Source organism: Streptomyces sp. NPDC107517 (genome assembly GCF_055582645.1).
The window spans coordinates 201176-225630 of sequence record NZ_JBVJPM010000012.1 but is presented as its reverse complement, the minus strand read 5'-3'; the positions used below and the strand labels follow the sequence as shown (position 1 = coordinate 225630).

Here is a 24455-nt window from a genome sequence, read left to right as displayed (position 1 = left end):
GCGGTGGTGGGGGTTCGGGCACGGGCGATGGTGGGGTGCTCGGGCGGGTGCGGGAATGGTGGCCGGGTCACGTACGTTCGAGTCACTGCGAACAAGCATTCCGAGCCGTGAAGGAGCATGAGGAACATGCCGGGGACTGTGACGATGTACAGCACGACGTGGTGCGGCTACTGCCGTCGGCTGAAGGGCCAGATGGACCGCGAGGGCATCGAGTACAACGAGGTCAACATCGAGCAGGACCCGGATTCTGCGGCGTTCGTCGAGAAGGCGAACGGCGGAAACCAGACGGTTCCGACCGTTCAGGTCCTTCCCGCCAATGGTGGGGCCGAGGTCATCATGACGAACCCGAGCCTGGCCCAGGTCAAGCAGGCGCTGGGCGGCGCCGCCTGATCGCTCCGTCCGTACAGACTGGCCCCTGCTTCGGCGGGGGCCTTCTGCATGTCGTGGTCGCATTCCCTTTGGCCTGTCCCGGGTCAGCGTCCGCCTCCAGGGGGTAGCCGATCTTGGTCGCCTATGGCGCGAGACCGACGATGAACAGTGGCGCACGGGAGATCCGGAGCCGTTCCTCGTCGAAGCGATCTGGTCCGTGTCCGACCAGGTGCGGCTGTACGAGGAGTACCGCTCGTCGTCCGGGTTCAGTACCGCTTCCAGCGTCGCGATCGAGCGGCACAGGTCCCGCAGTGTCGGGATGTCGGGAAGGCCGCGAGCTACGTCGTGAACGGTCATGCGGCCCATCCGAGCGGATGCCCTGTCTGATCCGGCCTGGGTGGCGGCCTGGGTGGCGGCCTGATGCGGCCTGCCCGGTTGAGCCCCGGGGCAGGCCGGATCAGATCAGGTCAGATCTCATTCGAGCTGGGCTCATACGGCGTCGCCGGGCTTGGGGAGGGGCTTGCCGTACCAGAGTTCGATGAGGCGGGCCGCGATCGAGATCCCGTAGGGGGGCATGACCTCTCCGGACTCGAACGCGGCGCGCAGGTCTTCGCGGGAGAACCAGCGGGCCTCGTGGATCTCTTCGCCGTCGACGTTGATCTCGGACGAGGTGGCGCGGGCCATGAAGCCGAGCATGAGGCTGGAGGGGAACGGCCAGGGCTGGCTGGCGACGTACTCGACGTCGGGTCCGACGACGACTCCGGCTTCTTCGAAGACCTCACGGCGTACGGACTGCTCGATGGACTCTCCGGGCTCGACGAAGCCGGCGAGGGTGGAGAAGCGGCCCTCGGGCCAGTGGACCTGGCGGCCGAGGAGTGCGCGGTCCTCGTCGTCCGTGACGAGCATGATCACTGCGGGGTCGGTGCGGGGGTAGTGCTCGGCCCCGCAGGCCTGGCAGCGGCGGATGTGGCCCGCGGCGGCGATGACGGTGCGTTCGCCGCAGCGGGAGCAGAAGCGGTGCAGGCGCTGCCAGTTCTCGAGGGCGACGGCGTGCACCATGAGGCCGGCGTCCCGGGGGGACAGGAGGAGTCCGGCTTCGCGCAGGCCGGCGGGGCGCGCGGACTGGTCGATGCGGCCGGGGAGGGTGTCCTTCTGGAGGGCGAAGTAGCTGATGCCGTCGTCGTCGGTGCCCAGGAAGTAGCGGTGGGCTTCGGTGAGGGGCGCTTCGAAGGACGGGGTCATGACCAGTTCGGTGGCGCCGTCCGGCGTCTCGTCGATCAGTACCTGTCCACCGGAGACCACGAAGACGCGGGTGGTGGGGTGGCTCCAGGCTGCGGCGAGCCAGGCCTCGTCGAGGCGGTGGTGTGCGGCGCGGTCGATGCCGCTGGGCGCGGAGAGCGAGAGCGGACGGTCGGCTGTGCGGTCGGTCCAGGTGGTCACGGGTGCTTCCAACTCCCCCGGTGGAATGGGTGTTTCGGTGGGACGGTTCGGCTGAGCGGGTGCGTGGTGCGGCCGGTGGGGTGGCTCAGTGTGCATCGCGCCAGTTCTCCGCGAGGTCGCCCCACAGGTGGGCGGCGGTTTCGACGCCCTTTTTGAGGAGGTCGAGTTCGACTTTCTCGTTGGGTGCGTGCCAGCCGTCGGAGGGGACGGAGATGCCGAGGAAGAGGACGGGTGCGTCGAGGACGTCCTGGAGGTCGGCGGCGGGGCCGGAGCCTCCTTCGCGCGTGAAGCGGATCTTCTGGTCGAAGGCGAGGTTCATGGCGCGGACGACGGACTGGAGGGCGGGGTGGTCGAGGGGGGTGAGGCAGGGGCGGGTGGCGGCGCCGAAGGTGATGGTGTGGCGGATTCCGGCGGGGAGCTGTTGGGCGACCCAGTCGGTGACGGCCTTTTCGACGTGGTCGGGGTCCTGTCCGGCGACGAGGCGGAAGGACAGCTTCAGCGTGGCTGAGGAGGGGACGATGGTTTTGCCGCCGGGGCCTTGGTAGCCGCCGCCGATGCCGTTGACCTCGGCGGTGGGGCGGGCCCAGATCCGTTCGAGGGTGGTGTGGCCGGCCTCGCCGTGGGTGGCGTGCGACTTGGCGGTGCGCAGCCATTGGGCTTCGTCGAAGGGGAGCTCGGCGAAGAGTTCCCGTTCGCGGTCGGTGAGGGGGGTGATGCCGTCGTAGAAGCCGGGGACGGCCACACGTGCGTGGTCGTCGTGGAGGGCCGCGACGAGGCGGGCGGCGGCGGTGGCGGGGTTGGGTACGGCGCCGCCGAAGGATCCGGAGTGGATGTCCTGGTCGGGGCCGTGGAGTTCGATCTCGCAGTCGGCGAGGCCGCGCATTCCGGTGCAGACGGTGGGGGTGTCCTCGGACCACATGCCGGTGTCGGAGACGATCACGGCGTCGGCGGTGAGGCGGTCCCTGTGCTGCTCGACGAGGGCGCGGAAGTGGGGGGAGCCGGATTCCTCTTCGCCTTCCACGAGGAGCTTGAGGTGGACGGCGGGGGTGGTGCAGCCGGTGGCGGCGAGGTGGGCGCGGACGCCGAGTGTGTGGAAGAACACCTGTCCCTTGTCGTCGGCCGCTCCGCGCGCGTGGAGACGCTTTCCGATGACGACGGGTTCGAAGGGGTCGGTGTTCCAGCCGTCCTCGCGGGCCGCGGGCTGGACGTCATGGTGCCCGTAGACGAGGACGGTGGGGGCGTTCGGGTCGTCGGAGGGCCAGTCGGCGAAGACGGCGGGGGCTCCGGGTGTTTCCCAGACCTCGGTGGTCGGGAAGCCGGTCTCCCGGAGTTTGGCGGCGAGCCAGTCGGCGCTGCGGCGTACGTCGGGTGCGTGGTCGGGCTGGGCCGACACGGACGGGATTCGGAGCCATTCGGCGAGGTCCTGGAGGAACGCGTCGTGGTGGGTCTCGATGTACGCACGGACGGTGCTGACGGCGTTGTCAACGGGCTTGCTCATGCTCCCGAGCCTATCCGTCCGCCGGGGCGTGCTCGTGCGGTGGTTCCGGTGCCCTCCGGTCGCCGGGGCCGGGGGTCGGGTCTTCGAGGAGGAGACGTTCCAGTTCGGTGCGTCCGGGGAGGTCGCGGGGGGTGACGGTTTCGCCGTCGCGTACGTAGACGAAGGTCGCCTTGACGGCCTCGGGCGCGAGGCCGTGCTGCTCGGCCCAGGCGAGTCGGTAGACGGCGAGCTGGAGGGGGTCGGCGGTGCGGCCTCGGGTGGTCTTCCAGTCGACGATCTCGTACGTGGTGTCGTCGCCTTCGTCTTCTTTGTAGACGGCGTCGATGCGGCCGCGGATGACGCGGCCGGCGATGGCGAGCTGGAAGGGCGTTTCGACGCGGTGGGGGGTGCGGTGGGCGTAGGGCGTGCGGTCGAAGGCTTCCTTGAGGGCTTCGAGGTCGCGTTCGTCGGCGATGTCGGCTTCGCTGCCGGGGAGCTCTTCGGGGTCGTGCATGGGCAGGCGGAGCTCTTCGAAGCGGGATTCGACCCAGGCGTGGAAGCGGGTGCCGCGGCGGGCGGCGGGCTGGGGCGGGCGGGGCATGGGGCGGGCCAGGTCCTGGGCGAAGCCGTCGGGGTCGGCGGCGAGGCGCAGGAGCTGGGAGGCGGTGAGGGTGGTGGGGAGGGGGACGTCGCGGACGGCCTGGCGGGAGCGCAGGAGTTCGCCGGTGAGGGCGTCGAGGTCGCGGTCCCAGGAGGCGAGTGTGCGGGTCTCCTCCGGGGTGAGCGGGTGGCGCTCCGGGGGCGCGGTCTTTGTGGGCGCCGGGTCGGGGTGGGGGCGGGGGTCGGCGTCCCGGGGCGGGGTGGGGTGCGGGATGGCACCCCGGGGGTGCGCGTCGGCGGGCGCGTGCGGGGCGTCGTGCACGGGCGCGGACGGAGCACCGGGCGTGGGGCGGGCGTCGTCCAGGTGGGGGTGCGCGTCGTTGTGCGGGGCGTCCGCCGCGGGCTGCGCGGGCGTGCCGGTCGGGTGCGGGAGCGTGGGGCGTTCGTGCGGCAACGCGTCCCAGTCGTCCCACTCGTCCCAGTCCGGTCCGGGTCCGTCCTCCGGCGAGCTGAAGAAATCGCCCTCTTCATCAAGAGGCTCGTCTTCGTGAAAGGGCTCGTCTTCGTAGAGCGCCCCTTCGTCCGGCGGGGCCGGCCAGTCCGGGTCGGTGTAAGTGGCCGGGTGGGCCGTCTCGTGGGTGCGGTCGTCGGCCGGGGTTTCGAGGTGGGCGAGGACCGTGGCCGCGGCCGCGCGGCGGCGCGCCATGGCCTCGTCGTCGAGCGGGAGCGGCCACGCGTGTTCGGCAGATGCCTCCTGGAGCGCGGGGTTCTCCTCGTCCTGTGCCGGTTCGTCGGCCCAGGCCTCGATCTCCCCGTGTCCGGCGGCGCAGTGGTCGTACAGCGCCTGGAGGAAGTCGGAGGGGCCGCGGGAGCGCTTCTGGGCGGGGCCCCACCAGTGGCCGGAGCCGAGGAGGAGGCTGCGGGGGCGGGTGTAGGTGACGTAGCCGAGGCGGAGTTCCTCGATGCGCTGGTGTTCCTTCATCTCTTCGTGGAAGGCCTTCATGCCCTTGGAGTCCCACGCTTCGATGTCGGGCAGTGTGGCGGCGTCTCCGCGCAGTTCGTGCGGAAGGACCTTGCTCTGGGCGGTCCATTTCTCGCGGCCCTGGGCGCTGGGGAACGTCCCGGTGACGAGGCCGGGGACGGCGACGACGTCCCATTCCAGGCCCTTGGACTTGTGGGCGGTGAGCACCTTCACGGTGTTCTCGCCGCCGGGCAGCGCGTTGTCGAGGCCCTTTTCGTACTGGGCGGCGGTGCGCAGGAAGCCGAGGAAGGCGAGGAGGGTCGCGGAGCTGTCGTTCGCGGCGAACGAGGCGGCGATGTCGAGGAAGTTGGACAGGGTCTCGCGGCGGCGGGCGGCCAGGGCGTGCGGTGAGGCGGCCAGTTCGACTTCGAGGCCGGTGACGGCGAGGACGCGGTGGAGTACGTCCATCAGCGGGTCGGCGAGTGAGCGGCGCAGGTCGCGCAGCTCGGTGGCGAGGCGTGCGAAGCGGACGCGGGCCTGCGGCGAGAAGGGCAGCTTGTCGTCGGCCGGTTCGTCGAGGGGCGTTTCGAGGAATGTGTCGAGGGCGTCGGCGAGCGATATCACTTCGGAGGGGTCGACCCCCTCGACGGCTTCGGCGAGACGGCGGTCGAGGTCGTCGTCGGGGCCTCCGCGCGCGTGGGCGACGAGGAGGCGGGCGCGGCGGCCGAGGAGGGCGAGGTCCCGGGGGCCGATGCGCCAGCGGGGGCCGGTCAGGAGGCGGACCAGTGAGGCGTTGGCGCCGGGGTCCTGGAGGACTTCGCAGACGGCGACGAGGTCGGCGACCTCGGGGAGGTGGAGGAGGCCGGAGAGGCCGACGACCTCTACGGGGATGTCGCGTGCGACGAGGGCGCCCTGGATGGCGGCGAAGTCGGTCGCGGTGCGGCACAGGACGGCGATCTCGCCGGGGGCGGTGCCGGTGCGCACGAGGTGGGCGAGGGAGTCGCCGAGCCAGTCGATCTCCTCGGCGTGGGTGCGCAGGAGGGCGCAGCGGACGATGCCGTCGCGTTCGGCGCCGGGGGCCGGGCGCAGGGCTTCCACGCCGGCGTGGAGTGCGCGCAGGGGCTGGGCGAGGCCGTTGGCGAGGTCGAGGAGGCGGCCGCCGCTGCGGCGGTTCTCGCTGAGGGAGAGGCGGGTGGCGGGGCGGCCGTCGGCGTGGGCGAAGTGTTCGGGGAAGTCGTCGAGGTTGGCGACGGAGGCGCCGCGCCAGCCGTAGATCGCCTGGCAGGGGTCGCCGACGGCGGTCACGGGGTGGCCGGTCCCCGCTCCGAAGAGGCCGGCCAGGAGGATCCGCTGAGCGACCGAGGTGTCCTGGTACTCGTCGAGGAGGACGACGCGGAACTCGTCCCGGAGGATGGCGCCGACCTCGGGGCGGGTGCGGGCGAGGGTGGCGGAGAGGGCGATCTGGTCGCCGAAGTCGAGGAGGTCGCGGGCGCGCTTGGCTTCGCGGTACCGGGTGACGAGGCCGGTGAGGTCGAGGCGGGCGGCAGCGGCCTCGGGGACCTTGCGCAGGTCGGCGTTGGTGAGTTTGCGGTCTTCGAGTGCGTGCAGCAGGCGGGTGTCGTAAGCGCGGAGTTCGTCGGGGTGGACGAGGTGTTCGGCGAGCTCGCCGTCGAGGGTGAGGAGGTCGCTGACGAGGTCGGCGAAGGAGCGGGTGAGGGCCGGGTAGGGGCCGGGGGCCTCGCGCAGGACGCGGGCGGCGAGCTGGAAGCGGGTGGCGTCGGCGAGGAGGCGCGCGGTGGGTTCGAGGCCGATGCGCAGGCCGTGGTCGGTGAGGAGGCGGCCGGCGAAGGCGTGGTACGTGGAGATCACGGGCTCGCCCGGGGGGTTGTCCGGGTCGACGGCGTCGGGGTCGGTGACGCCTGCCTTGATCAGTGCCTTGCGGACGCGCTCCGCGAGTTCGCCGGCGGCCTTGTTGGTGAAGGTGAGGCCGAGGACCTGCTCCGGGGCGACCTGGCCGGTGCCGACGAGCCACACGACGCGGGCGGCCATGACCGTCGTCTTGCCGGATCCGGCTCCGGCCACGATCACCTGCGGGGCGGGCGGCGCGGTGATGCAGGCCGTCTGCTCCGGGGTGAACGGGATCCCGAGGAGCTCCTTGAGCTGCTCGGGATCGGTGAGGCGTGTGGTCACCTCATCGAGGCTAACCGGCCCCACTGACAGCGCCGGCCCGTTCCGGCGGAGGCGCACGTCACTCGACGACGTGTCTGCCCTCGGGGCGGGCGCTGCACGAGGCGCGGAAGGCGCAGTGGGTGCAGTGCTGTCCGGTGGTGGGGGTGAAGCGTTCGTCGAGGACCTTGCCGGCGGCGGTCGCGAGGAGGTCGCCGACCCACTCCCCCTCGTCTCCGTCGGCGACCTTCCCCAGGGGTTGCTGGGACTGCACCTTGGGGAGGGCGTCACCGCCGTCCTTCTTGGCGGCGCCCTGGCGCAGCTGGACGAGTTCGGCGCCGCCGGGTTCGGGGCGTTCGCCGTCGAAGGGCCCGTCGACGGCGCCCTCGCGGACGGCGAGCTGGTAGACGGCGAGCTGGGGGTGGCGGGCGACGTCGGCGGCTGAGGGCGCCTGCTTGCCGGTCTTGAAATCGACTACGTAGGCGCGGCCTTCGGTGTCGCGTTCGACGCGGTCCATGGAACCGCGGATGCGTACGTCGTAGGGGCCCGCTTCGAGGGTGACGTCGAAGGCGTGTTCGCTGGCTACGGGGGTGCGCACGGTGCTGGAGTCGACGTGCCAGCGGAGGAAGCGTTCGAGCGCCACGCGCGCGTGCTCCTTCTCCTGGGCGGACTTCCATGGGGCGTCGAAGGCGAGGGCGTCCCAGACGGAGTCGAGGCGTTCCATGAGGACGGCGAGGTCGGCGGGGGTGCGTCCGGAGGCGACCTCGTCGGCGAGGACGTGGACGACGTTGCCGAAGCCCTGGGCGGCGGTGGCGGGGGCGTCGGCCTTGACCTCGCGGCCGAGGAACCACTGCAGGGAGCAGGTGTTCGCGAGCTGGTCGAGGGCGCTTCCGGAGAGCACGACGGGCTGGTCGCGGTCGCGCAGGGGGATCCTGCTCTCGGTGGGGTCGTCCATGCCCCACCAGCGGTAGGGGTGCGCGGAGGGGACGAGGGGGCGGCCGTCGTCGTCGGTGAGGGCGGCGAGGCGGGCGAGGCGGCGGGCGGCGGCGTCGCGCAGCGTGGCTGAGGCGCGGGGGTCGACGGTGGTGGCGCGCAGTTCGGCGACGAGCGCGGCGACGGACAGGGGGCGGCGGGGGCGGCCGGTGACGTCCTGGGGGTCGGCGCCGAGTTCGGTGAGGAAGCGGGACGGCTGGTCGCCGTCGTCGGCGGGTGCCTTGACGGCGGTGACGACGAGGCGTTCACGCGCGCGCGTGGTGGCTACGTAGAACAGGCGGCGTTCTTCGGAGAGGAGCGCTCCGGGGGTGAGGGGTTCGGCGAGGCCGTCGCGTCCGATGCGGTCGGCTTCGAGGAGGGAGCCGCGGCGGCGCAGGTCGGGCCAGAGGCCTTCCTGTACGCCGGCGACGACGACGAGGCGCCATTCGAGGCCCTTGGAGCGGTGGGCGGTCATGAGGCGTACGGCGTCGGGGCGTACGGCGCGTCCCGCGAGGGTGTCGGCGGCGATGTCCTGGGCCTCGACCTCTTCGAGGAAGTTGAGGGCGCCGCGGCCTCCGGTGCGTTCCTCGGCGCGGGACGCGGTCGCGAAGAGGGCGCATACGGCGTCGAGGTCGCGGTCCGCGTTGCGTCCCGCGGCGCCGCCGCGGCGGGCGGCGCGTTCCAGGCGCTGGGGCCACGAGGTGCCGTTCCACAGCTGCCAGAGGGCTTCCTCGGCGGTGCCTCCGGAGGTGAGGGTGTCGCGGGCCGCGCGCAGCAGGGCGCCGAGGCGCTGGGCGCCGCGGGCGTGGGCGGGGTCGTGGGCGGCGAGGCGTTCGGGCTGGGCGAGGGCGCGGGCGAGGAGTTCGTCGGAGGGCGGCGGTAGGTGGTTCCCGGCGGCGCGTTCCTCCTCGCGCAGGGCGCGGCCGAGGCGGCGCAGGTCGGCGGCGTCCATGCCCGCAAGGGGTGAGGCGAGGAGGGTGAGGGCGGTCTCGGTGTCGAGCCAGACGGGCGGTTCCTGGTCCTGGTCGCCGTCGGGTTCGGGGTTGTCCTGCGCGACGCCGAGGGCGACGGCCCTGAGCGCTGTCAGCAGGGGCGTGACGGCCGGTTCGTGGCGCAGCGGCAGGTCGTCGCCGTCGATGTCGAGGGGGACGCCCGCTGCGGTGAGGGTGCGGCGGATCGCGGGGATGGAGCGGGCGCCGGCGCGGACGAGGACGGCCATGTCGCTCCAGGGGATGCCGTCCTCGAGGTGGCCGCGGCGCAGGATGTCCGCGATGTTGTCGAGTTCGGTGCCGGAGGTCGGGTACGTGTAGACCTCGACGCGGCCGCCGTCCCGCGCGGGGGTCAGCTCGCGGTGGGCGCGGACCTTGTCGGCGGGCAGGCGGGTCAGGGGCATGCGCCGGGTGATGCGGCGGGTGGCGTCCAGGAGGTGTGCTCCGGAGCGGCGGGACGTCGTGAGGACCTCTACCGGGGCGGGGCTTTTGTCGGCGCGGGGGAACTGGTCGGGGAATTCGAGGATGCCGTTCACGTCGGCGCCGCGGAACGTGTAGATCGACTGGTCGGGGTCTCCGAAGGCGAGCAGGGTGCGGCCGCGGCCGGCGAGGGCGTGCAGCAGCCGGACCTGGGCCGGGTCGGTGTCCTGGTACTCGTCGACGAACACGGCGTCGTAGCGGGTGGCGAGTTCGTCGGCGACGGGGGCGCGGTGGGCGAGGAGGACCGCGCGGTGGACGAGTTCGGCGTAGTCGAGGACGCCGTGCAGGTCGAGGATGTCGAGGTATTCGGCGAGGAAGGTGGCGGCTGCTTTCCAGTCGGGGCGGCCTATGCGGCGGGCGAAGGCGTCGAGTGCGGCCGGTCCGAGGCCCAGTTCGCGGCTGCGGGCGAGGACGGCGCGGACCTCGTCGGCGAAGCCGCGGGTGGTCAGGCAGGCCCGCAGTTCGTCGGGCCAGCGGACGTGGGCGAGGCCGGCCCGCTCGAGGTCGATCTGGCCGGCGAGCAGTTCGCGTACGGCGACGTCCTGTTCGGGTCCCGACAGCAGCCGCAATGGTTCCTCGAACAGGCCTGCGTCCTGGTGGGCGCGGACGAGGGCGTAGCAGAACGAGTGGAACGTGGTGGCCTGTGGTGCGTGGGCGGCGCCGATGCGCAGGGCCATGCGGTCGCGCAGTTCGACGGCTGCCTTGCGGCTGAAGGTGAGGACCAGGATCCGCTCGGGGTCGGTGCCCTTGGCGATGCGTGCGGCGACGGCCTCGACGAGCGTGGTCGTCTTGCCCGTGCCCGGTCCCGCGAGGACGAGCAGCGGGCCGTGCGGGTGGTCAACCACCGCGCGCTGGCGTGCGTCCAGACGAGGGGGGTCCACCTGGGCCGGCGGGGTGCGCACCAGTCGGTACGCGCCGGGGATCCCCTGTCGTACCTGGCGGTGCGACAGGTTCCGGGTGGAGGAAGAGGAGCTCACGTGGATCGCTGGTCCTGGTGGTTGTGCTGGGGGGAACTGGGAGGCAGCCGGCCGTCCGAGCGGGGCGGTGGCTGCGGGGTGAGGGAGGTGTGCGCCGTCGACGCTACGCCGTCGAGTGTGGCGGAAGTCGGGCTTCCGCCGGGTCTCCCGGGTCCCGTGCGGCACTGGTGTGCCGCGATTCACGAACGTACGCGGTGGGGGCGAAGTGCCCCTCTCGCCCCGTTTCCCCCGTACGGGCCACAGGCCGTTCGAACGGGGGCGCGCTGGCGGAAGCGGTCAGGTGTGAGATTCCGCGCGTTCTTCGCCGTCCCATCGCGCGCGCCTCATGTCGAGGCGCGGGACGTGCCCCTCGGACGTACGGGAGGCTTCGCGCAGGGGGGTGCTCTCCGTGCGGTAGTGCGCCATGGCGTCCAGTTCGTGGCCGGGCAGCAGCACGCCGTCGGAGCGCACCACGCGCCACCACGGAACGGCTCCTCCGTAGAGGGCCATCACGCGGCCGACCTGGCGCGGGCCGCCCTCACCGAGCCATTCGGCGACGTCCCCGTAGGTCATGACGCGCCCGGGTGGGATCAGCTCCGCGACCTCGAGCACCCGCTCCGCGTACTCCGGCAGCTCTCCCGCCGCACCGCTCTCCTCGCTCATCCGACCCATCCTGCCGCACCCCACCGACACTGTGACGGCCCGGTCACGGGGCGTGGAGAGGCGTATGAAGAAGCACGAATCCGCGGTTGCGGGATACTTTGCTCCCCCGCATTGCACCCTGATGCCCCCCTGTGTCAGTGGGACGTGCCACCATCGTGCGGGCGGTGACCGGTGATACGAGATCAAGAAGAAACGACGGAGCAGCAGGGCGTGCATCCCGATAAGGCGGAGGGCACCTCTGGGGCTTCGGCGCGCCCGGACGGCGAAGAGGCCGACCACTCTCCCGTGACCGAGCGCCGTGGCCACCGGCCCCCGGCGCCGCAGGCGGACGTGCCCGCGAAGGCCGCGGAGACCGGGCCCGAGCGGACCGAGGTCCCTCTGGTCGACCCGGAGTGCATCGACGCCGACGCGCACTCCGAGCGGGTCGACGGCGACGAACCCCTCCTCCCCGCGCGCGTGCACCGCCCCTCCGACCTGATGCGGCTCCTGGTGGGCGTGCTCGCGATCGCCGTTCTGCTGTCGATCGCGGCGTTCGCCCATGGCACGACGTCGGGTCTTCAGCAGGACATCAGCAAGGGCACGGGCGCCGCTCCCGACCTCATGATCAAGTTCGCGGGGCTCGCGTCGAGCATCGCGATCCTTCTCGTACCGGTCGCCTTCGCGATCGAGCGGCTGATCAAACGCGACGGCCTGCGGATCGCCGACGGTGTACTCGCGGCCGTCCTCGCGCACGGAGTGACGCTGGCGACGGACCTGTGGGTCGCCCAGGGCGCCCCGTCGTCGATCCAGGACGCGCTCACCCGCCCGTCGCCGGGCGACATCCACGCACTGACAGATCCGGTGCACGGCTATCTCGCGCCCGTCATCGCCTATATGACGGCTGTGGGGATGTCCCGCAGACCCCGCTGGCGCGTGGTGCTGTGGGTGGTGCTGCTGCTCGACGCGTTCGCGATGCTGGTCACCGGGTACACGACACCGTTCTCGATCGTCCTGACGGTCCTGATCGGCTGGACGGTCGCCTACGGCACGCTCTACGCGGTCGGTTCGCCGAACGTGCGTCCCACCGGTCAGACGCTCCTGGCGGGCCTGCGACACGTCGGCTTCCACCCCGTCAGCGCGGCCCGCGAAGAGGCCCACGAGAGCACCACGGAGAACGGCGACAGAGGGCGGCGCTACTTCGTCACCCTGGAGGACGGCCCCCCGCTCGACGTCACCATCGTCGACCGCGAGCAGCAGGCCCAGGGCTTCTTCTACCGCGTGTGGCGCCAGCTGACGCTGCGGGGCATCACCACGGGACGCAGTCTCCAGTCCCTGCGCCAGGCGCTGGAGCAGGAGGCACTTCTGGCGTACGCGGCGATCGCGGCCGGGGCCAACGCCCCGAAGCTGATCGCGACGTCCGAGCTCGGCCCCGACGCGGTGATGCTCGTGTACGAGCACACGGGCGGCCGTTCGCTGGACTCGGTGCCGGACGAGGAGATCGACGACGAGCTGCTGCGCGACACCTGGCACCAGGTGCAGGCGCTCCAGTCGCGGCGTATCGCCCATCGGCGGCTCACCGGCGACGCGATTCTGGTGGATCGTTCCGGCACGGTGATCCTCACGGATCTGCGCGGCGGCGAGATCGCGTCCGGCGACCTGATCCTGCGCATGGACATCGCACAGCTCCTGGCCACGCTGGGCCTGCGCGTGGGCGCCGAGCGGGCCGTGGCGTCCGCCGTGGGCGTGCTCGGCCCCGACGCGATCGCCGACTGTCTGCCGCTGCTCCAGCCCATCGCCCTGAGCCGTACTACTCGCTCGACGCTGCGCAGGCTCGGCAGGGAGCGTTCCGAACGCGAGCGCGAGGCCGTGCTCGAGGCTTCGCGCAGGGCGAAGCAGGCCCGCCTGGACGAGGCCTCCGAGGCTGCGGCCTCCCTTGCCGAGGCCTCGGCGGCCGAGAAATCAATGTCCACCGAGACGGCAGCCGAGCACGCGGCACCCCCGTCGGCCAAGACCTCCGCGAAGGCGGAACGGCAGACCGAGAAAGCCGAGCGGCAGGCCGAAAAGAAGGCCATGGACGAGGCTCTGGACGAAGCGCGCGAGGAGGATCTCCTCACCCAGATCCGCCACCAGGTGCTCCGCATCCGGCCTCAGGCACCCGTCGAACCGGCCCGCCTGGAGCGCGTCAGACCGCGCACCCTCGTGAGCTTCATCGCGGGCGCCATCGGCGCGTACTTCCTGCTGTCGCAGCTCACCCACATCGAGTTCGGCACGCTGTTCGACCAGGCCCAGTGGGGCTGGGTCGCCGCCGCCGTCCTGTTCTCGGCACTGAGCTACTTCGCCGCCGCGATGAGCCTGCTCGGCTTCGTGCCGGAGCGGGTGCCGTTCCTGCGGACGGTCGCCGCCCAGGTCGCCGGCTCGTTCGTGAAGATCGTGGCACCGGCCGCCGTAGGCGGTGTGGCGCTCAACACCCGCTTCCTGCAGCGCTCGGGGGTGCGCCCCGGGCTCGCGGTGGCCAGTGTCGGCGCCTCCCAGCTCTTCGGTCTGGGCGCCCACATCATGATGCTGCTGACCTTCGGCTATCTGACCGGTACCGAGAAGACCCCGTCCCTGTCGCCGTCCCGGACGGTCATCGCGGGTCTGCTGACCGTCGCGGTCCTCGTGCTCGTGGTGACGTCGATCCCCTTCCTGCGGAAGTTCGTCGTCACGCGCGTACGGTCCCTGTTCGCCGGCGTCGTACCGCGCATGCTGGACGTGCTCCAGCGGCCGCAGAAGCTGGTCACCGGCATCGGCGGCATGCTCCTGCTGACGGCCTGCTTCGTGATGTGTCTGGACGCGTCGATCCGCGCCTTCGGGGACGAGACGACGACGCTCAGCCTGGCCAGCGTCGCGGTCGTGTTCCTCGCCGGCAACGCGCTCGGCTCCGCCGCGCCGACACCGGGCGGTGTGGGCGCCGTCGAGGCGACCCTGACGGTCGGACTCATCGCGGTCGGCCTGCCCAAGGAGGTCGCGGCCCCGGCCGTGCTGCTCTACCGGCTCATGACGCTGTGGCTGCCGGTCCTGCCGGGCTGGCTCTTCTTCAACCACCTCTCCCGGAAGGGCTCCCTGTAGGGACGGCTCCCTGCAGGGGCGGCTCCCTGTAGGGGCGTGTTTACGGGGAGGGGCCACCGTAGGGGCACGTTTCCTGGGCGGGTCCCCGTAGAGGCACCTTTCCCGAGCGGGCCCCCGTACAGGCACCTTTCCCGAGCGGGCACCGTGGAGCCCCCGCCCCCGTGTCCGTCGTCGTCGCTCACCCGCACGGCCCACGCCCCGAGCGCCCTGTGGGCTGTCGCCGCAGGATGGGTTCATGCCCAATCCGTCCCGGCCGCGTGCCGCTGCCCTGGCCGCCAGCGCCGTCCTCTTGGCCTCCGCCCTCGCGGCGTGCGGCAGCGAAACGAATGACGTGGACCTGAGGTCCCAGTCCCTCAGCTGGAAGGACTGCTCCGCGCCCTCGGAGTCGGAGGGCGGCGGCCCCGCGCCCTCCCCGCTGCCAGGCGGCGCCGCCTGGCAGTGCGCCACCATGAAGGCGCCCCTCGACTGGGACAAGCCCGAGGGCGACACGATCGGCATCGCGCTCATCCGCGCCAAATCCTCCGGCGCCAGAGACAAGCGCATCGGATCACTCATCTTCAACTTCGGCGGCCCCGGCGGCTCCGGGGTCACCACGCTGCCCGCGTTCGGCAGCGAGTACACGAAGCTGCGCACCCGCTACGACCTGGTGAGTTTCGACCCGCGCGGCGTCGGCCGCAGCGACGGCGTGAAGTGCGAGAACGACGCACAGCTCGACAAGTACTTCCAGCAGGACGCCATCCCCGGCAACACCGCCCAGGCGAAGACGCTCGTCAGCAACGTCACCCAGTTCAACAACGCCTGCGAGACGAACTCCGGGCAGGTCATCCCGCACGTCGCCACGACCGACGCCGCCCGCGACATGGACCTGATGCGACAGGTGCTCGGCGACGACAAGATGCACTACTTCGGGATCTCCTACGGCACCGAACTGGGCGGCGTGTACGCCCACTTGTTCCCGGAGAACGTGGGTCGCGCCGTCTTCGACGGTGTCGTCGACCCCACCCAGAACGCCGAGGAGAGCTCACTCGGCCAGGCCAAGGGCTTCCAGCTCGCTCTCGACAACTACGCGAAGGACTGCACCTCCAAGGTCGAGGACTGCCCGGTCGGCGACACCCCCGCGGAGGTCAAGGCCAAGATCGCGAAGCTGCTCAGGGACCTCGACTCCAAGCCGATCCCGGGGGTCTATCCGCGCAAACTGACACAGACCGCCGCGACGAACGGCATCGCGCAGTCGCTGTACTCCAAGGACTTCTGGGAGTACCTCACCGAAGGCCTCGTCCAGGCCTACGACGGCGACGGCAAGATCCTCATGCTGCTTTCGGACTCCATGAACGGCCGCAACGAGGACGGCACGTACAGCAACCTCCAGGCCGCCAATGTCGCCATCAACTGCGCCGACGACAAGCCCCGTTACACGCCGGCCTACGTCCGGTCGAAGCTCCCCCAGTTCCGGGCCGCCTCGCCCTTGTTCGGCGACTTCCTCGCGTGGAGCATGCTCAGCTGCACGGACTGGGCGGTCCCCGGCGCCGCGAACCACCCCGACGTGAGCGCGGCCGGCTCGGCGCCGATCGTCGTCGTCGGCAACACGGGCGACCCCGCCACCCCGTACGAAGGCGCGAAGAAGATGGTCGACGCGCTCGGTGATGGTGTCGGGGTGCAGGTCACGTACGAAGGCCAGGGGCACGGCGCGTACGACAGCGGGAACAAGTGTGTGCGGGGTGCCGTGGACGGTTATCTGCTGAACGGGACGGTGCCGAAGGCGGGCACGGTCTGCAAGTAGCCGCAGGCGTACGGGCGTTCGGCAGTGCGCCCGGTTGCCGGCGGCGCTCCGCCGCAGGCGATTGTCAGTGGCGCTGCCTAGGATGGTCTGACTGTCTTCGGACCGGGGCAGGCGAGGGGGATCGCCAGGGGGGAGGTGCCTGTGTCGCGTCATGTTCGTTCGTTCGCTCTGCTGGCCGCGGGACTGCTGGTGGCGGGGGCCGCCGTGGGCTGCGACGGGCCGGGAGACAAGGCCGGACACGGCGACGGGAAGGGACAGACACAGCCACCGCGTCCGTCGCCGCCCTCACCGCCCCGCCCGGACAAGGCCGCCCCCGGCGCGCTGCCCCGGCTGCCCGCCGCGCTCACCTCGCAGCGGCTCGACTGGGGCCGCTGCAAGGCCACCGACGACGGCCCCGCACCCGGCTCCGACTGGCAGTGCGCGACGCTGAAGGCGCCGCTCGACTATGCGAAGCCGGACGGGGAGACCATCGGCGTCGCCCTCATCCGCGCCAGGTCCACGGGCGGGAGCGGGCGTTCCGGTTCGCTCCTGTTCAACTTCGGCGGGCCGGGCGGCTCGGGGGTCTCGATGCTGCCCGCCTTCGCACCCGACTACGCGAAGCTGCGCGAGCGCTACGACCTGGTGAGCTTCGACCCGCGCGGCGTCGGCGCGAGCGAGGGGGTGCGCTGCCGCGACGACAAGGCGATCCAGGCCGCCGAGTCCGTCGACCTCACGCCGGACACCTCCGCCGAGGAACGGGCGTACTTCAAGGACGCCGCCGACTTCGGCGCGGGCTGCGCGCGGCAGGCCGGCAGGCTGCTCGGGCACGTGTCGACGGACGAGACAGCCCGCGACATGGACCTGGCGCGACAGGCGCTCGGCGACGACAAGCTGCACTACATGGGCGTCTCGTACGGGACCCAACTGGGCGGCGTGTACGCGCACTTGTTCCCCGGCAAGGTCGGCAGGCTCGTCCTGGACGCCGTGGTCGACCCGGCCGCGGACACCGTGGGCCACTCCGAGAACCAGACGAGGGGCTTCCAGCGGGCCCTCGACAACTACCTCAAGTCCACCGGCCAGGACCCGGATCAGGGCTCCCGGAAGATCGCCGCGCTGCTGAAGCGGATCGACGCGAAGCCGCTGCCGGCCTCGGGCGGCCGCGTGCTCAACCAGTCGCTCGCCACGATCGGCATCACCGTCACCCTGTACAGCAAGAACAGCTGGCCCGCGCTGACGCGCGGCCTGGAGGCGGCGGAGCAGGGGGACGGTGCGGCGCTGCTCGCGCTGGCCGACGCGTACAACGAGCGGAGTCCCTCCGGGCATTACGGCTCGCAGAGCCATGCGCAGCGGGCGATCTCCTGCCTCGACGACAAGGAACGGCCGACGCCGCAGGAGGCGCGCAAGCGCCTCGCGTCGTTCCGCGGGATCTCGCCCGTCTTCGGGGAGTTCATGGCCTGGGACACGGCGGGCTGGTGCCACGACTGGCCGGTGCCGGGCCAGTACGAGACGCCCGAGGTGAGCGCGCCGGGCGCCGCTCCGATCCTCGTCGTGGGGAACACGGGCGACCCGGCGACCCCGTACGAGGGCGCCCGCAGGATGGCGGACGAGCTCGGCAAGGGCGTCGGCGTCGAGCTCACCTGGAAGGGCGAGGGGCACGGCGCGTACGGCAGCGGGTCGGACTGCGTCGACTCGACGGTGAACGGCTATCTCCTGGAGGGCCGAATACCGCGCGACGGGAAGGTCTGCTCCTGAGGCGGACGTCCACGCGGCGCCCTATGACGAACGGGCCCCGCACGCGAGGTGCGGGACCCGTTCGGAAAAGCTGCCCCCTGACCGGCGGCGCCGGCCGGCGGGCGGTCTAGTAGACCGGCTTCTCGGGCTCGATCTGGTTGACCCAGCCGATCACGCCGCCGCCGACGTGCACGGCGTCCGCGAAGCCCGCGGACTTCAGCACGGCGAGGACTTCCGCACTGCGGACACCCGTCTTGCAATGCAAGACGATCTTCTTGTCCTGCGGGAGGCTCTCCAGGGCGGTGCCCATGAGGAACTCGTTCTTCGGGATCAGCCGGGCGCCGGGGATCGAGACGATCTCGTACTCGTTCGGCTCGCGGACGTCGATGATCTCGATGTTCTCGCCGTCGTCGATCCACTCCTTGAGCTGCTTGGGAGTGATCGTCGAGCCGGCGGCCGCCTCCTGGGCCTCCTCGGACACGACGCCGCAGAAGGCTTCGTAGTCGATGAGCTCGGTGACGGTGGCGTTCGGGCCGCAGACCGCGCAGTCGGGGTCCTTGCGGACCTTGACCTGGCGGTACTGCATCTCCAGGGCGTCGTAGATCATCAGGCGGCCGACGAGCGGCTCCCCGACACCCGCGAGGAGCTTGATCGCCTCGGTGACCTGGATGGAGCCGATGGACGCGCACAGCACACCCAGGACGCCGCCCTCGGCGCAGGAGGGGACCATGCCGGGGGGCGGGGGCTCCGGGTAGAGGCAGCGGTAGCACGGGCCGTGCTCGGACCAGAAGACCGAGGCCTGGCCGTCGAAGCGGTAGATCGAGCCCCACACGTACGGCTTGTTGAGCAGCACGCACGCGTCGTTGACGAGGTAGCGGGTCGCGAAGTTGTCCGTGCCGTCGACGATCAGGTCGTACTGGCTGAAGATGTCCATCACGTTCTCGGCCTCGAGCCGCTCTTCGTGGAGGATCACGTTCACGTACGGGTTGATGCCGAGGACGGAGTCCTTGGCGGACTCGGCCTTGGAACGGCCGATGTCGGCCTGGCTGTGGATGATCTGGCGCTGCAGGTTCGACTCGTCGACCTCGTCGAACTCGACGATGCCGAGCGTGCCCACACCGGCCGCGGCCAGGTACATGAGCGCCGGCGAACCGAGGCCACCGGCGCCCACGGCGAGCACCTTGGCGTTCTTCAGCCGCTTCTGCCCGTCCATCCCGACATCGGGGATGATCAGGTGGCGGGAGTACCTGCGGACCTCGTCTACGGTGAGCTCAGCAGCTGGCTCTACCAGGGGTGGCAGCGACACGGGGGCTCCGTTGATCGTCATTTCCGAACAGTGGTGATTCCGTCAACACTGCCACGCCCCTCTTCATTCCGAGACACCCGTTCCGACCCGCGAGACGATGTCGTCCCAGTACCCGGGCATGGCCTCCCAGGGGTCGGCGGCGCGGCCGCGGTCCGTGCGGTCGGTGAAGTAGATCGTCCCGGCGCCCTGCCAGCGGGCGATGCGCAGCGCCTCGTCGAGATGCCCGCGGGGCACGCCGTGCACGAAGTGACAGAAGCGCTCGGGCGGGTAGTCGGCCGTCCACTCGGCGACCTGGGACCAGCGGTAGTCGCTCCACGGCCCGGAGAAGGTCACCAACTGATCAGCGGTCTCGGCGTAGCCCGGATACGGGTGCGTGCCGTGCCCGAGGACGATGTGGGCGTCCTCACACAGGGCGCGCAGCGTGGTGACGATGCGGCGGACCTCGGGGAGGGCGGCCCGCTCGGTCGGGCAGCGGTCGAGGGAGAACCCGTCGACGCGGTACCAGTCGAGATAGCGGTGGGCGTCGGAGACGACCTCGCCGAACGAGCGGGCGCCATAGGTGAGATCGAGGTGCCCGAGGACCCGTACGTCGCGGTTGCGCAGCCTGCCCGCGGCTTCGAGGCAGTGCGGGTCGGGGCGGGCCCCGGGGCCGTCCGCGACGTTCAGGACGACCCAGTGCAAGGGAGCGCCGGGACGGGTGAGTTCGGCCCATTCGACGGGCGCCACGAGGGGGTGTGCGTAGCCGGGGATGCCGAAGCCGAGCCGTATGTCGGTGCTCGCGGTCCCGGGGGCGGTGGGGGTCAGATACGGCATGCCGCTTCCATCCAGATGTCGGCGAGGGATTCCTCGAGGTTGATGCGGGGGCGCCAGCCGAGCCGGTCGCGTGCGGTGCGCACGTCGGCCTGCTGCCAGCTGCCACAGCCGTCCGGGTACGGGTACGCGGCGGGTGCCACGTGGTCGGGGTCGGAGCGGGGATGGCCGAGCGTCGGGCGGACGGGGCCGCCGGGTGAGTCGAGCTCGTGGAGCGCGCCGCCGAAGCCGGCGACGCGGGCGAGCACGGACGCCGCGTCCCGCAGCCGGACGGCACGGCCCGAGCCGATGTTGATGACGCCCTGCGCGGCGGAGAGCGAGGCGGCGTGGACGGCGCGGGCCACGTCGCGTACGTCGATGAAGTCGCGCTGCGCGCCGAGTCCGCCGAGCTTGAGTTCGCCGTCGCCGGACTGCATGGCGCGGCGCATGGCCTCGGCGAGACGGCCGAGGGGCGAGCCTGCGGGGGTGCCGGGCCCGGCCGGGGAGAACACACGCAGGACGACGGCGTCGAGGCCGGAGCCGAGGACGAGTTCCGTCGCGGCGAGCTTGCTCACGCCGTACGGTCCACCGGGCCGCGGCACGGCGTCCTCGGCGGTGGAGGAGCCGGGCTGCGAGGGCCCGTACTCGGCGCCGCAGCCGATCTGGACGAGGCGCGCGCCGCAGCCGCTGCGCCGCAGGGCCTCGCAGACGGTGGCGACGGCGACGGTGTTGTGGCGGGTGAGGTCGCGCGCGCCGCCGCGGGTGGCTCCCGCGCAGTTGATGACGACTCCGGGGTGGACCGCGTCGAGGAAGCGGGTCAGTGCGCCCGGGCTTCCCGTGGCCAGGTCGAACCGTACGTCCGCGTCGTCTCCCCGGCCGAGCGCGGTGAGCTGCACGGCGGGGTCGGCGAGCAGGCGGTCGGCGACGAAGCGGCCGAGGTATCCGTTGGCTCCGATCAGCAGCACCCTCATCGGGCGGCTCCCCGGGTGAGCTCTCCGAGTGCTCCGGGAAGTCCTGGACGCCCGGCGTGTCCGGATGGTCCGGGGCCTCCGGGGGGAGGGGTGGTCATCTCGCGTTCTCCTTAGGGGTGTTGCCGTGGGTCTTCGGAAGGCCCGCGGTGTCGGCCCCGCGGGAGGGGAGCGGCCGGCCGGCCGCTTCGTGTGGTCGTACGGCGTCGGGCGCGGTCACGGCGTGGCGTCCGTGGGCGCGTGGGCGGAGGCCCGGGTGAGGGTGCGGGCCGCGTGGACTAGGAGGGTGAGCGTGGCGGCGCCACAGGCCAGGGCGGGTACGGTGCCGGGCCCCCATGCGTCGACGGCCGTCTCCACGGGGACGGCGAGGAAGCCGCAGCCGGGAAGGCGTCCTGCGAACACGGTGGAGACGGCGAGCACCTCGGCCGCGGCGGCCGCGCCGAGGACGACGGCGGGGGCGTGGGTGCGGCCGTGCACCGTGAGGAGGCGGGCGAGCAGCAGGAGCGCGCCGAGCGCTCCGGCGCCGGCGTATGCGGCGTCCTGGCCGAGTACGGCGGCGGCCACCCCGATGAGGGCGCACAGCGCGCACAGGAAGAGCGCGAAGACGGCGAGGAGGAGGGGGCGCACGGAGGCGGCGAACTCGTCGAGGCCCCGGCTGGAGGCGAGCCTGCGCCGGGCGACCGCGCCGAAGAGCTGGGCGCACCAGGCGCCGGGCGCGACGGAGAAGGCCAGGGCGAGGAGGGGGGCGGTGGCGGGGGGCCAGGCCTCGTCGGGGCCGCCCGCGACAGCGGCGGTCAGGAGTCCGTCGCCGAGGAGGGCATAGGCGAGGAGGCAGCAGGTCCAGGCGCGGGTGGCGGGCACGGTGTGTGCGGTGGCGCGCAGCGGGCCCCGGCGCAGGGCGGCGCGGAGTGCGGCGGAGACGGCGAGCACGCCGCCGGCCCCGACCGCGAGCCGCATCCGTCCGTCGGTGAAGTCGAGCCCTACGAGGGTGAGGGCGCCCAGCGCGCCGGGCAGCAGCGTGAGGACGGCCCAGACGGGCCGGCCGCGAGGTGTGTCGGACGGAGCGTGCCGGGTTTCCGGTTCGATGAAGCTGTCGCGGGGCACGCGCGCGTACATCTCTTCGGCGAGCGAGAAGACGTCGCGGTGCCGGAAGCGCGCAGCGGTCCGGTCGGTGACGCCGTGGGCTTCCAGACCGGCCGCGATCTCCAGGGGGTCGACGGCACGCTCGCAGAGCTCGCGGTGCCGGTGCATCAGGGCTTTCACGGGATCCACGCCGGTACGGCGTCGGCTGCCGCCGGTGACCTCGGCGGCCTTGGAGGGGCTGCCGGGGTGGGCGGTGCCGACGGAAGGGGAGGCCGTCGCGGGGGGTGTGTCGGGGAGCGGGCCGCCGGTCGACGCGGATACAGATACGGATGCGGCGTCGGCGCGCCAGGCCGCAGGTTCGTTCAGCAAGGCTTCGTCGGCAGGCGCGGAGTCGAGCCCCCGGGCCGGAAACTCCGGTCCAGCCACCGGCTCCAGCCCAGGCCCAAGCTCCGCCCCCGGCTCCAGCCCAAGCTCCGGCTCCGCCCCCGGCTCCAGCCCAAGCTCCGGCTCAGCACGCCGCTCCGATTCCGGCTCGCCGTCCGGCCCCGCGACCGGCTCAGCACCCGCCCCCGGCCCCACGCCCAACCCCGCCTCAGGCGCCCGAGCCAGGCCCGACTCAGCGCCGGCCCCCGCCCCGGGCCCAAGCCCAGGCCCAGCCTCCCCCAACGCCTCCTGCGACCCCGTCCCCCACGCGTCCGCGCCACCCGGCACCTGCGGCGCGTCCAAGCCCGCGCCCACGACCGTCTCGCCCGACTCCCGCCCGCTCACGCGTCTCCCTCCCCACCCGGAAACGCCCCGGCCAACTGCCCGTGCTCACCGGCCGGCCGCTCCCCGCCACCGCCCGAGCCGGTCCCCTCAGCCGAACCAACGCCCCCGCTCAAACCGCGGCCCCCGCCCGGGCCGGCGGTGTCCCCCTCCCCCTCCGCCCAACTGGGCGCACTCCCAGAGGCGGCTCTCCCTGCCAGCCACGTCGCGAAGCCCCCGCCCGACTCACTCGTCGGTGCGGTCCAGCGGCCGGGTACATGGGCCTCCAGAGGGTTGGCGAAGGGCAGGGGCTCGCCCGCGTCGTCCACGGGTTCACGGCGCACGGGGCAGTGGGAAACGATCTCCAGGTAAATGCCGTGAAATGCCGTGATGTTCTGCTCGACGGTGAAGAGTTCGAGCGCCCGTGCCCGCGCGGCCGCGCCGAGGCGCTCGCGGCGCCCCGGGTCCCGCAGCAGCGACACACACGCCTCGGCGAGCGCCCGGGGGTTGCGCGGCGGGACCACCAGGCCGGTGCCGCCGATGACCTCGACGACGGCACCCGCGTCGGTCGAGACCGTGGCGCGTCCGCAGAACATCGCCTCGACGAGGCTGATCGGGAACCCCTCGACGATGCTCGACAGGACGACGACGCTCCCGGCGGCGTACGCGTCCGCGAGGTCGGGCGTCTCGGGTCCGCCGATCTCCTCGAAGGAGACGGGGTTGTCGCCCATCGCGTGGGCGCCCTCCGCCTCGTCGGGGAAGAGCTGGGCGGCGAGGGCCTTGCAGTGGGCGAGGTAGGCGGCGGCCTCGGGTCCCTCGGCGGGCGCTCCGACGAGGCGCAGGCGGGCCTTGGGCTCGTCCTTGCGGATCTCCGAGAAGGCGTGGAGGAGGGAGATCAGGTCCTTGGAGGGTTCGATGCGGCCGACCCAGACCAGGGTGCCGGGCTCCCCCGGCTCCTCGCGTTCGCCGATCTCGGCGAAGCGGGAGGCCTCCATTCCGGGGTGGACGGTGCGCAGTTTCGCGCGGTCGGCGCCGCACCGCTCCTGCCACCGCCGGGCGTGCGTGTTTCCGGGGGTGATGATCGCGGCCTGCCGGTAGGTCTCGGCGGCGAGGCGGCCGTGGAAGGCGGCGAGCATCGCCCGTACGGGGGCGCTCAGTTCGGCGTCGCCGGCCGCGATGTAGTGGGCCCGCAGCTGTACGCCGTACTCCGTGACGAGGAGGGGGACGCCGGCGAAGTGGCGGGCGACGAGTCCGGGCAGGGCGGCGGTGCCGCCGGAGGTGGCGTGGCACAGGTCGACCGAGCCGAGGCCGTCGTCGCCGTACCAGTCGAGGGAGAGCGGGCGCAGGGCGCGTTCGATGTGTCCGGCGACGGCGAGGAGGTCGGGGACGCGGGTGGCGCGGGCCGCACGCAGGGCGCCCGGTGCGCGGCAGGCGCGCTCCAGCGTGCGCACGGCGGTTTCGGAACGCAGGGCGCCTACGAGTCCGCCTTCGTCGCGGGCGAGTTCGGCGAACTCGTACAGCGCGTTGCCGAAACGGTCCGCCTCGGCGCTGACGGAGTCGGCGGGCACGCCCGCGAGGCCGGCGGTCTCGGGGGAAGCGCCCGCACAGACGGCCGCCGCCAGCTCCGCGTACGCGTCGGCGAAGCGCCGCCTGCTGCGGCGCCCGTAGCCGATGCCGTCCTCGTCGGCGGTCCAGACCGGAGCGGTGCGCACCCGGTTGACCTGTGGCGGCAGTTCGATCCAGCCGCGGTCCTCCTGGTCCTGGCTGCGGCTGAGCGCGTAGAGGTCGAACTCGTGCTGCTCGAGCCCGCGCACGAGCCGGTCGCACCAGAGTCTGGCCTCACCGCTCACATACGGATAGCCACCCTCCGTAAGCAGTCCGATGCGCACGAGTACACCCCCGATCTCCCGTCTGG

At 72.4% G+C, this 24455-nt stretch carries 14 protein-coding genes; 4 read left to right on the top strand and 10 right to left on the bottom strand.

Annotated features, from left to right (window positions below):
* Window positions 1–126: 126 nt before the first annotated feature.
* Window positions 127–390: a mycoredoxin gene (locus ACZ67T_RS26870; protein ID WP_469987535.1), complete on the top strand. Its 264-nt coding sequence runs from the start codon at window positions 127–129 to the stop codon at window positions 388–390.
* A gap of 468 nt (window positions 391–858) precedes the next feature.
* Here ACZ67T_RS26870 and nudC read toward each other — a convergent pair whose 3' ends face one another.
* The 5 genes from nudC to ACZ67T_RS26845 form a co-directional block, all read right to left on the bottom strand.
* Window positions 859–1809 carry an NAD(+) diphosphatase gene (gene nudC, locus ACZ67T_RS26865; protein ID WP_469987534.1) on the bottom strand — a complete coding sequence of 317 codons (951 nt, stop codon included), beginning with the start codon at window positions 1807–1809 and terminating at the stop codon, window positions 859–861.
* An 85-nt stretch (window positions 1810–1894) separates the two neighbouring features.
* On the bottom strand, window positions 1895–3307 hold the full coding sequence (locus tag ACZ67T_RS26860; protein ID WP_469987533.1) for a dipeptidase: 1413 nt from the start codon (window positions 3305–3307) through the stop codon (window positions 1895–1897).
* A gap of 10 nt (window positions 3308–3317) precedes the next feature.
* On the bottom strand, window positions 3318–7037 hold the full coding sequence (locus tag ACZ67T_RS26855) for an ATP-dependent DNA helicase (protein ID WP_469987532.1): 3720 nt from the start codon (window positions 7035–7037) through the stop codon (window positions 3318–3320).
* 58 nt (window positions 7038–7095) lie between these two features.
* Window positions 7096–10431 (bottom strand): ATP-dependent helicase, encoded by a 3336-nt coding sequence (locus ACZ67T_RS26850; protein WP_469987531.1) that lies wholly within the window; start codon window positions 10429–10431, stop codon window positions 7096–7098.
* 276 nt (window positions 10432–10707) lie between these two features.
* Window positions 10708–11082 carry an MGMT family protein gene (locus ACZ67T_RS26845; protein WP_469987530.1) on the bottom strand — a complete coding sequence of 125 codons (375 nt, stop codon included), beginning with the start codon at window positions 11080–11082 and terminating at the stop codon, window positions 10708–10710.
* Between the two features lie 162 nt (window positions 11083–11244).
* Here ACZ67T_RS26845 and ACZ67T_RS26840 point away from each other — a divergent pair, with 162 nt between their 5' ends.
* The 3 genes from ACZ67T_RS26840 to ACZ67T_RS26830 all read left to right on the top strand — a co-directional run bounded on the left by ACZ67T_RS26840 (window position 11245) and on the right by ACZ67T_RS26830 (window position 17671).
* Window positions 11245–14160 (top strand): lysylphosphatidylglycerol synthase domain-containing protein, encoded by a 2916-nt coding sequence (locus ACZ67T_RS26840; RefSeq protein ID WP_469987529.1) that lies wholly within the window; start codon window positions 11245–11247, stop codon window positions 14158–14160.
* A 235-nt stretch (window positions 14161–14395) separates the two neighbouring features.
* Window positions 14396–15940 carry an alpha/beta hydrolase gene (locus ACZ67T_RS26835; protein WP_469987528.1) on the top strand — a complete coding sequence of 515 codons (1545 nt, stop codon included), beginning with the start codon at window positions 14396–14398 and terminating at the stop codon, window positions 15938–15940.
* Window positions 15941–16081: 141 nt separating this feature from the next.
* Entirely contained in the window at window positions 16082–17671 is a 1590-nt protein-coding gene (locus ACZ67T_RS26830) for an alpha/beta hydrolase (protein WP_469987527.1), read from the top strand.
* 106 nt (window positions 17672–17777) lie between these two features.
* Here the strand turns inward: ACZ67T_RS26830 and moeZ are convergent, their stop codons facing one another.
* The 5 genes from moeZ to ACZ67T_RS26805 all read right to left on the bottom strand — a co-directional run bounded on the left by moeZ (window position 17778) and on the right by ACZ67T_RS26805 (window position 24429).
* The gene (gene moeZ / locus ACZ67T_RS26825; protein WP_383088543.1) at window positions 17778–18956 is read right to left on the bottom strand and encodes an adenylyltransferase/sulfurtransferase MoeZ; all 1179 of its coding nucleotides are present in this window, start codon (window positions 18954–18956) and stop codon (window positions 17778–17780) included.
* A gap of 63 nt (window positions 18957–19019) precedes the next feature.
* On the bottom strand, window positions 19020–19769 hold the full coding sequence (locus tag ACZ67T_RS26820) for a spherulation-specific family 4 protein (protein WP_469987526.1): 750 nt from the start codon (window positions 19767–19769) through the stop codon (window positions 19020–19022).
* Window positions 19757–20716 carry an NAD-dependent epimerase/dehydratase family protein gene (locus ACZ67T_RS26815; RefSeq protein WP_356276855.1) on the bottom strand — a complete coding sequence of 320 codons (960 nt, stop codon included), beginning with the start codon at window positions 20714–20716 and terminating at the stop codon, window positions 19757–19759. Before ACZ67T_RS26815 ends, ACZ67T_RS26820 begins: the two co-directional genes overlap by 13 nt.
* Before the next feature lie 213 nt (window positions 20717–20929).
* Window positions 20930–22165 (bottom strand): hypothetical protein, encoded by a 1236-nt coding sequence (locus ACZ67T_RS26810; RefSeq protein ID WP_469987525.1) that lies wholly within the window; start codon window positions 22163–22165, stop codon window positions 20930–20932.
* Window positions 22166–22560: 395 nt separating this feature from the next.
* Complete coding sequence (locus ACZ67T_RS26805; RefSeq protein WP_469987524.1) at window positions 22561–24429, bottom strand: DUF3492 domain-containing protein; 1869 nt, start codon at window positions 24427–24429, stop codon at window positions 22561–22563.
* Window positions 24430–24455: the final 26 nt, after the last annotated feature.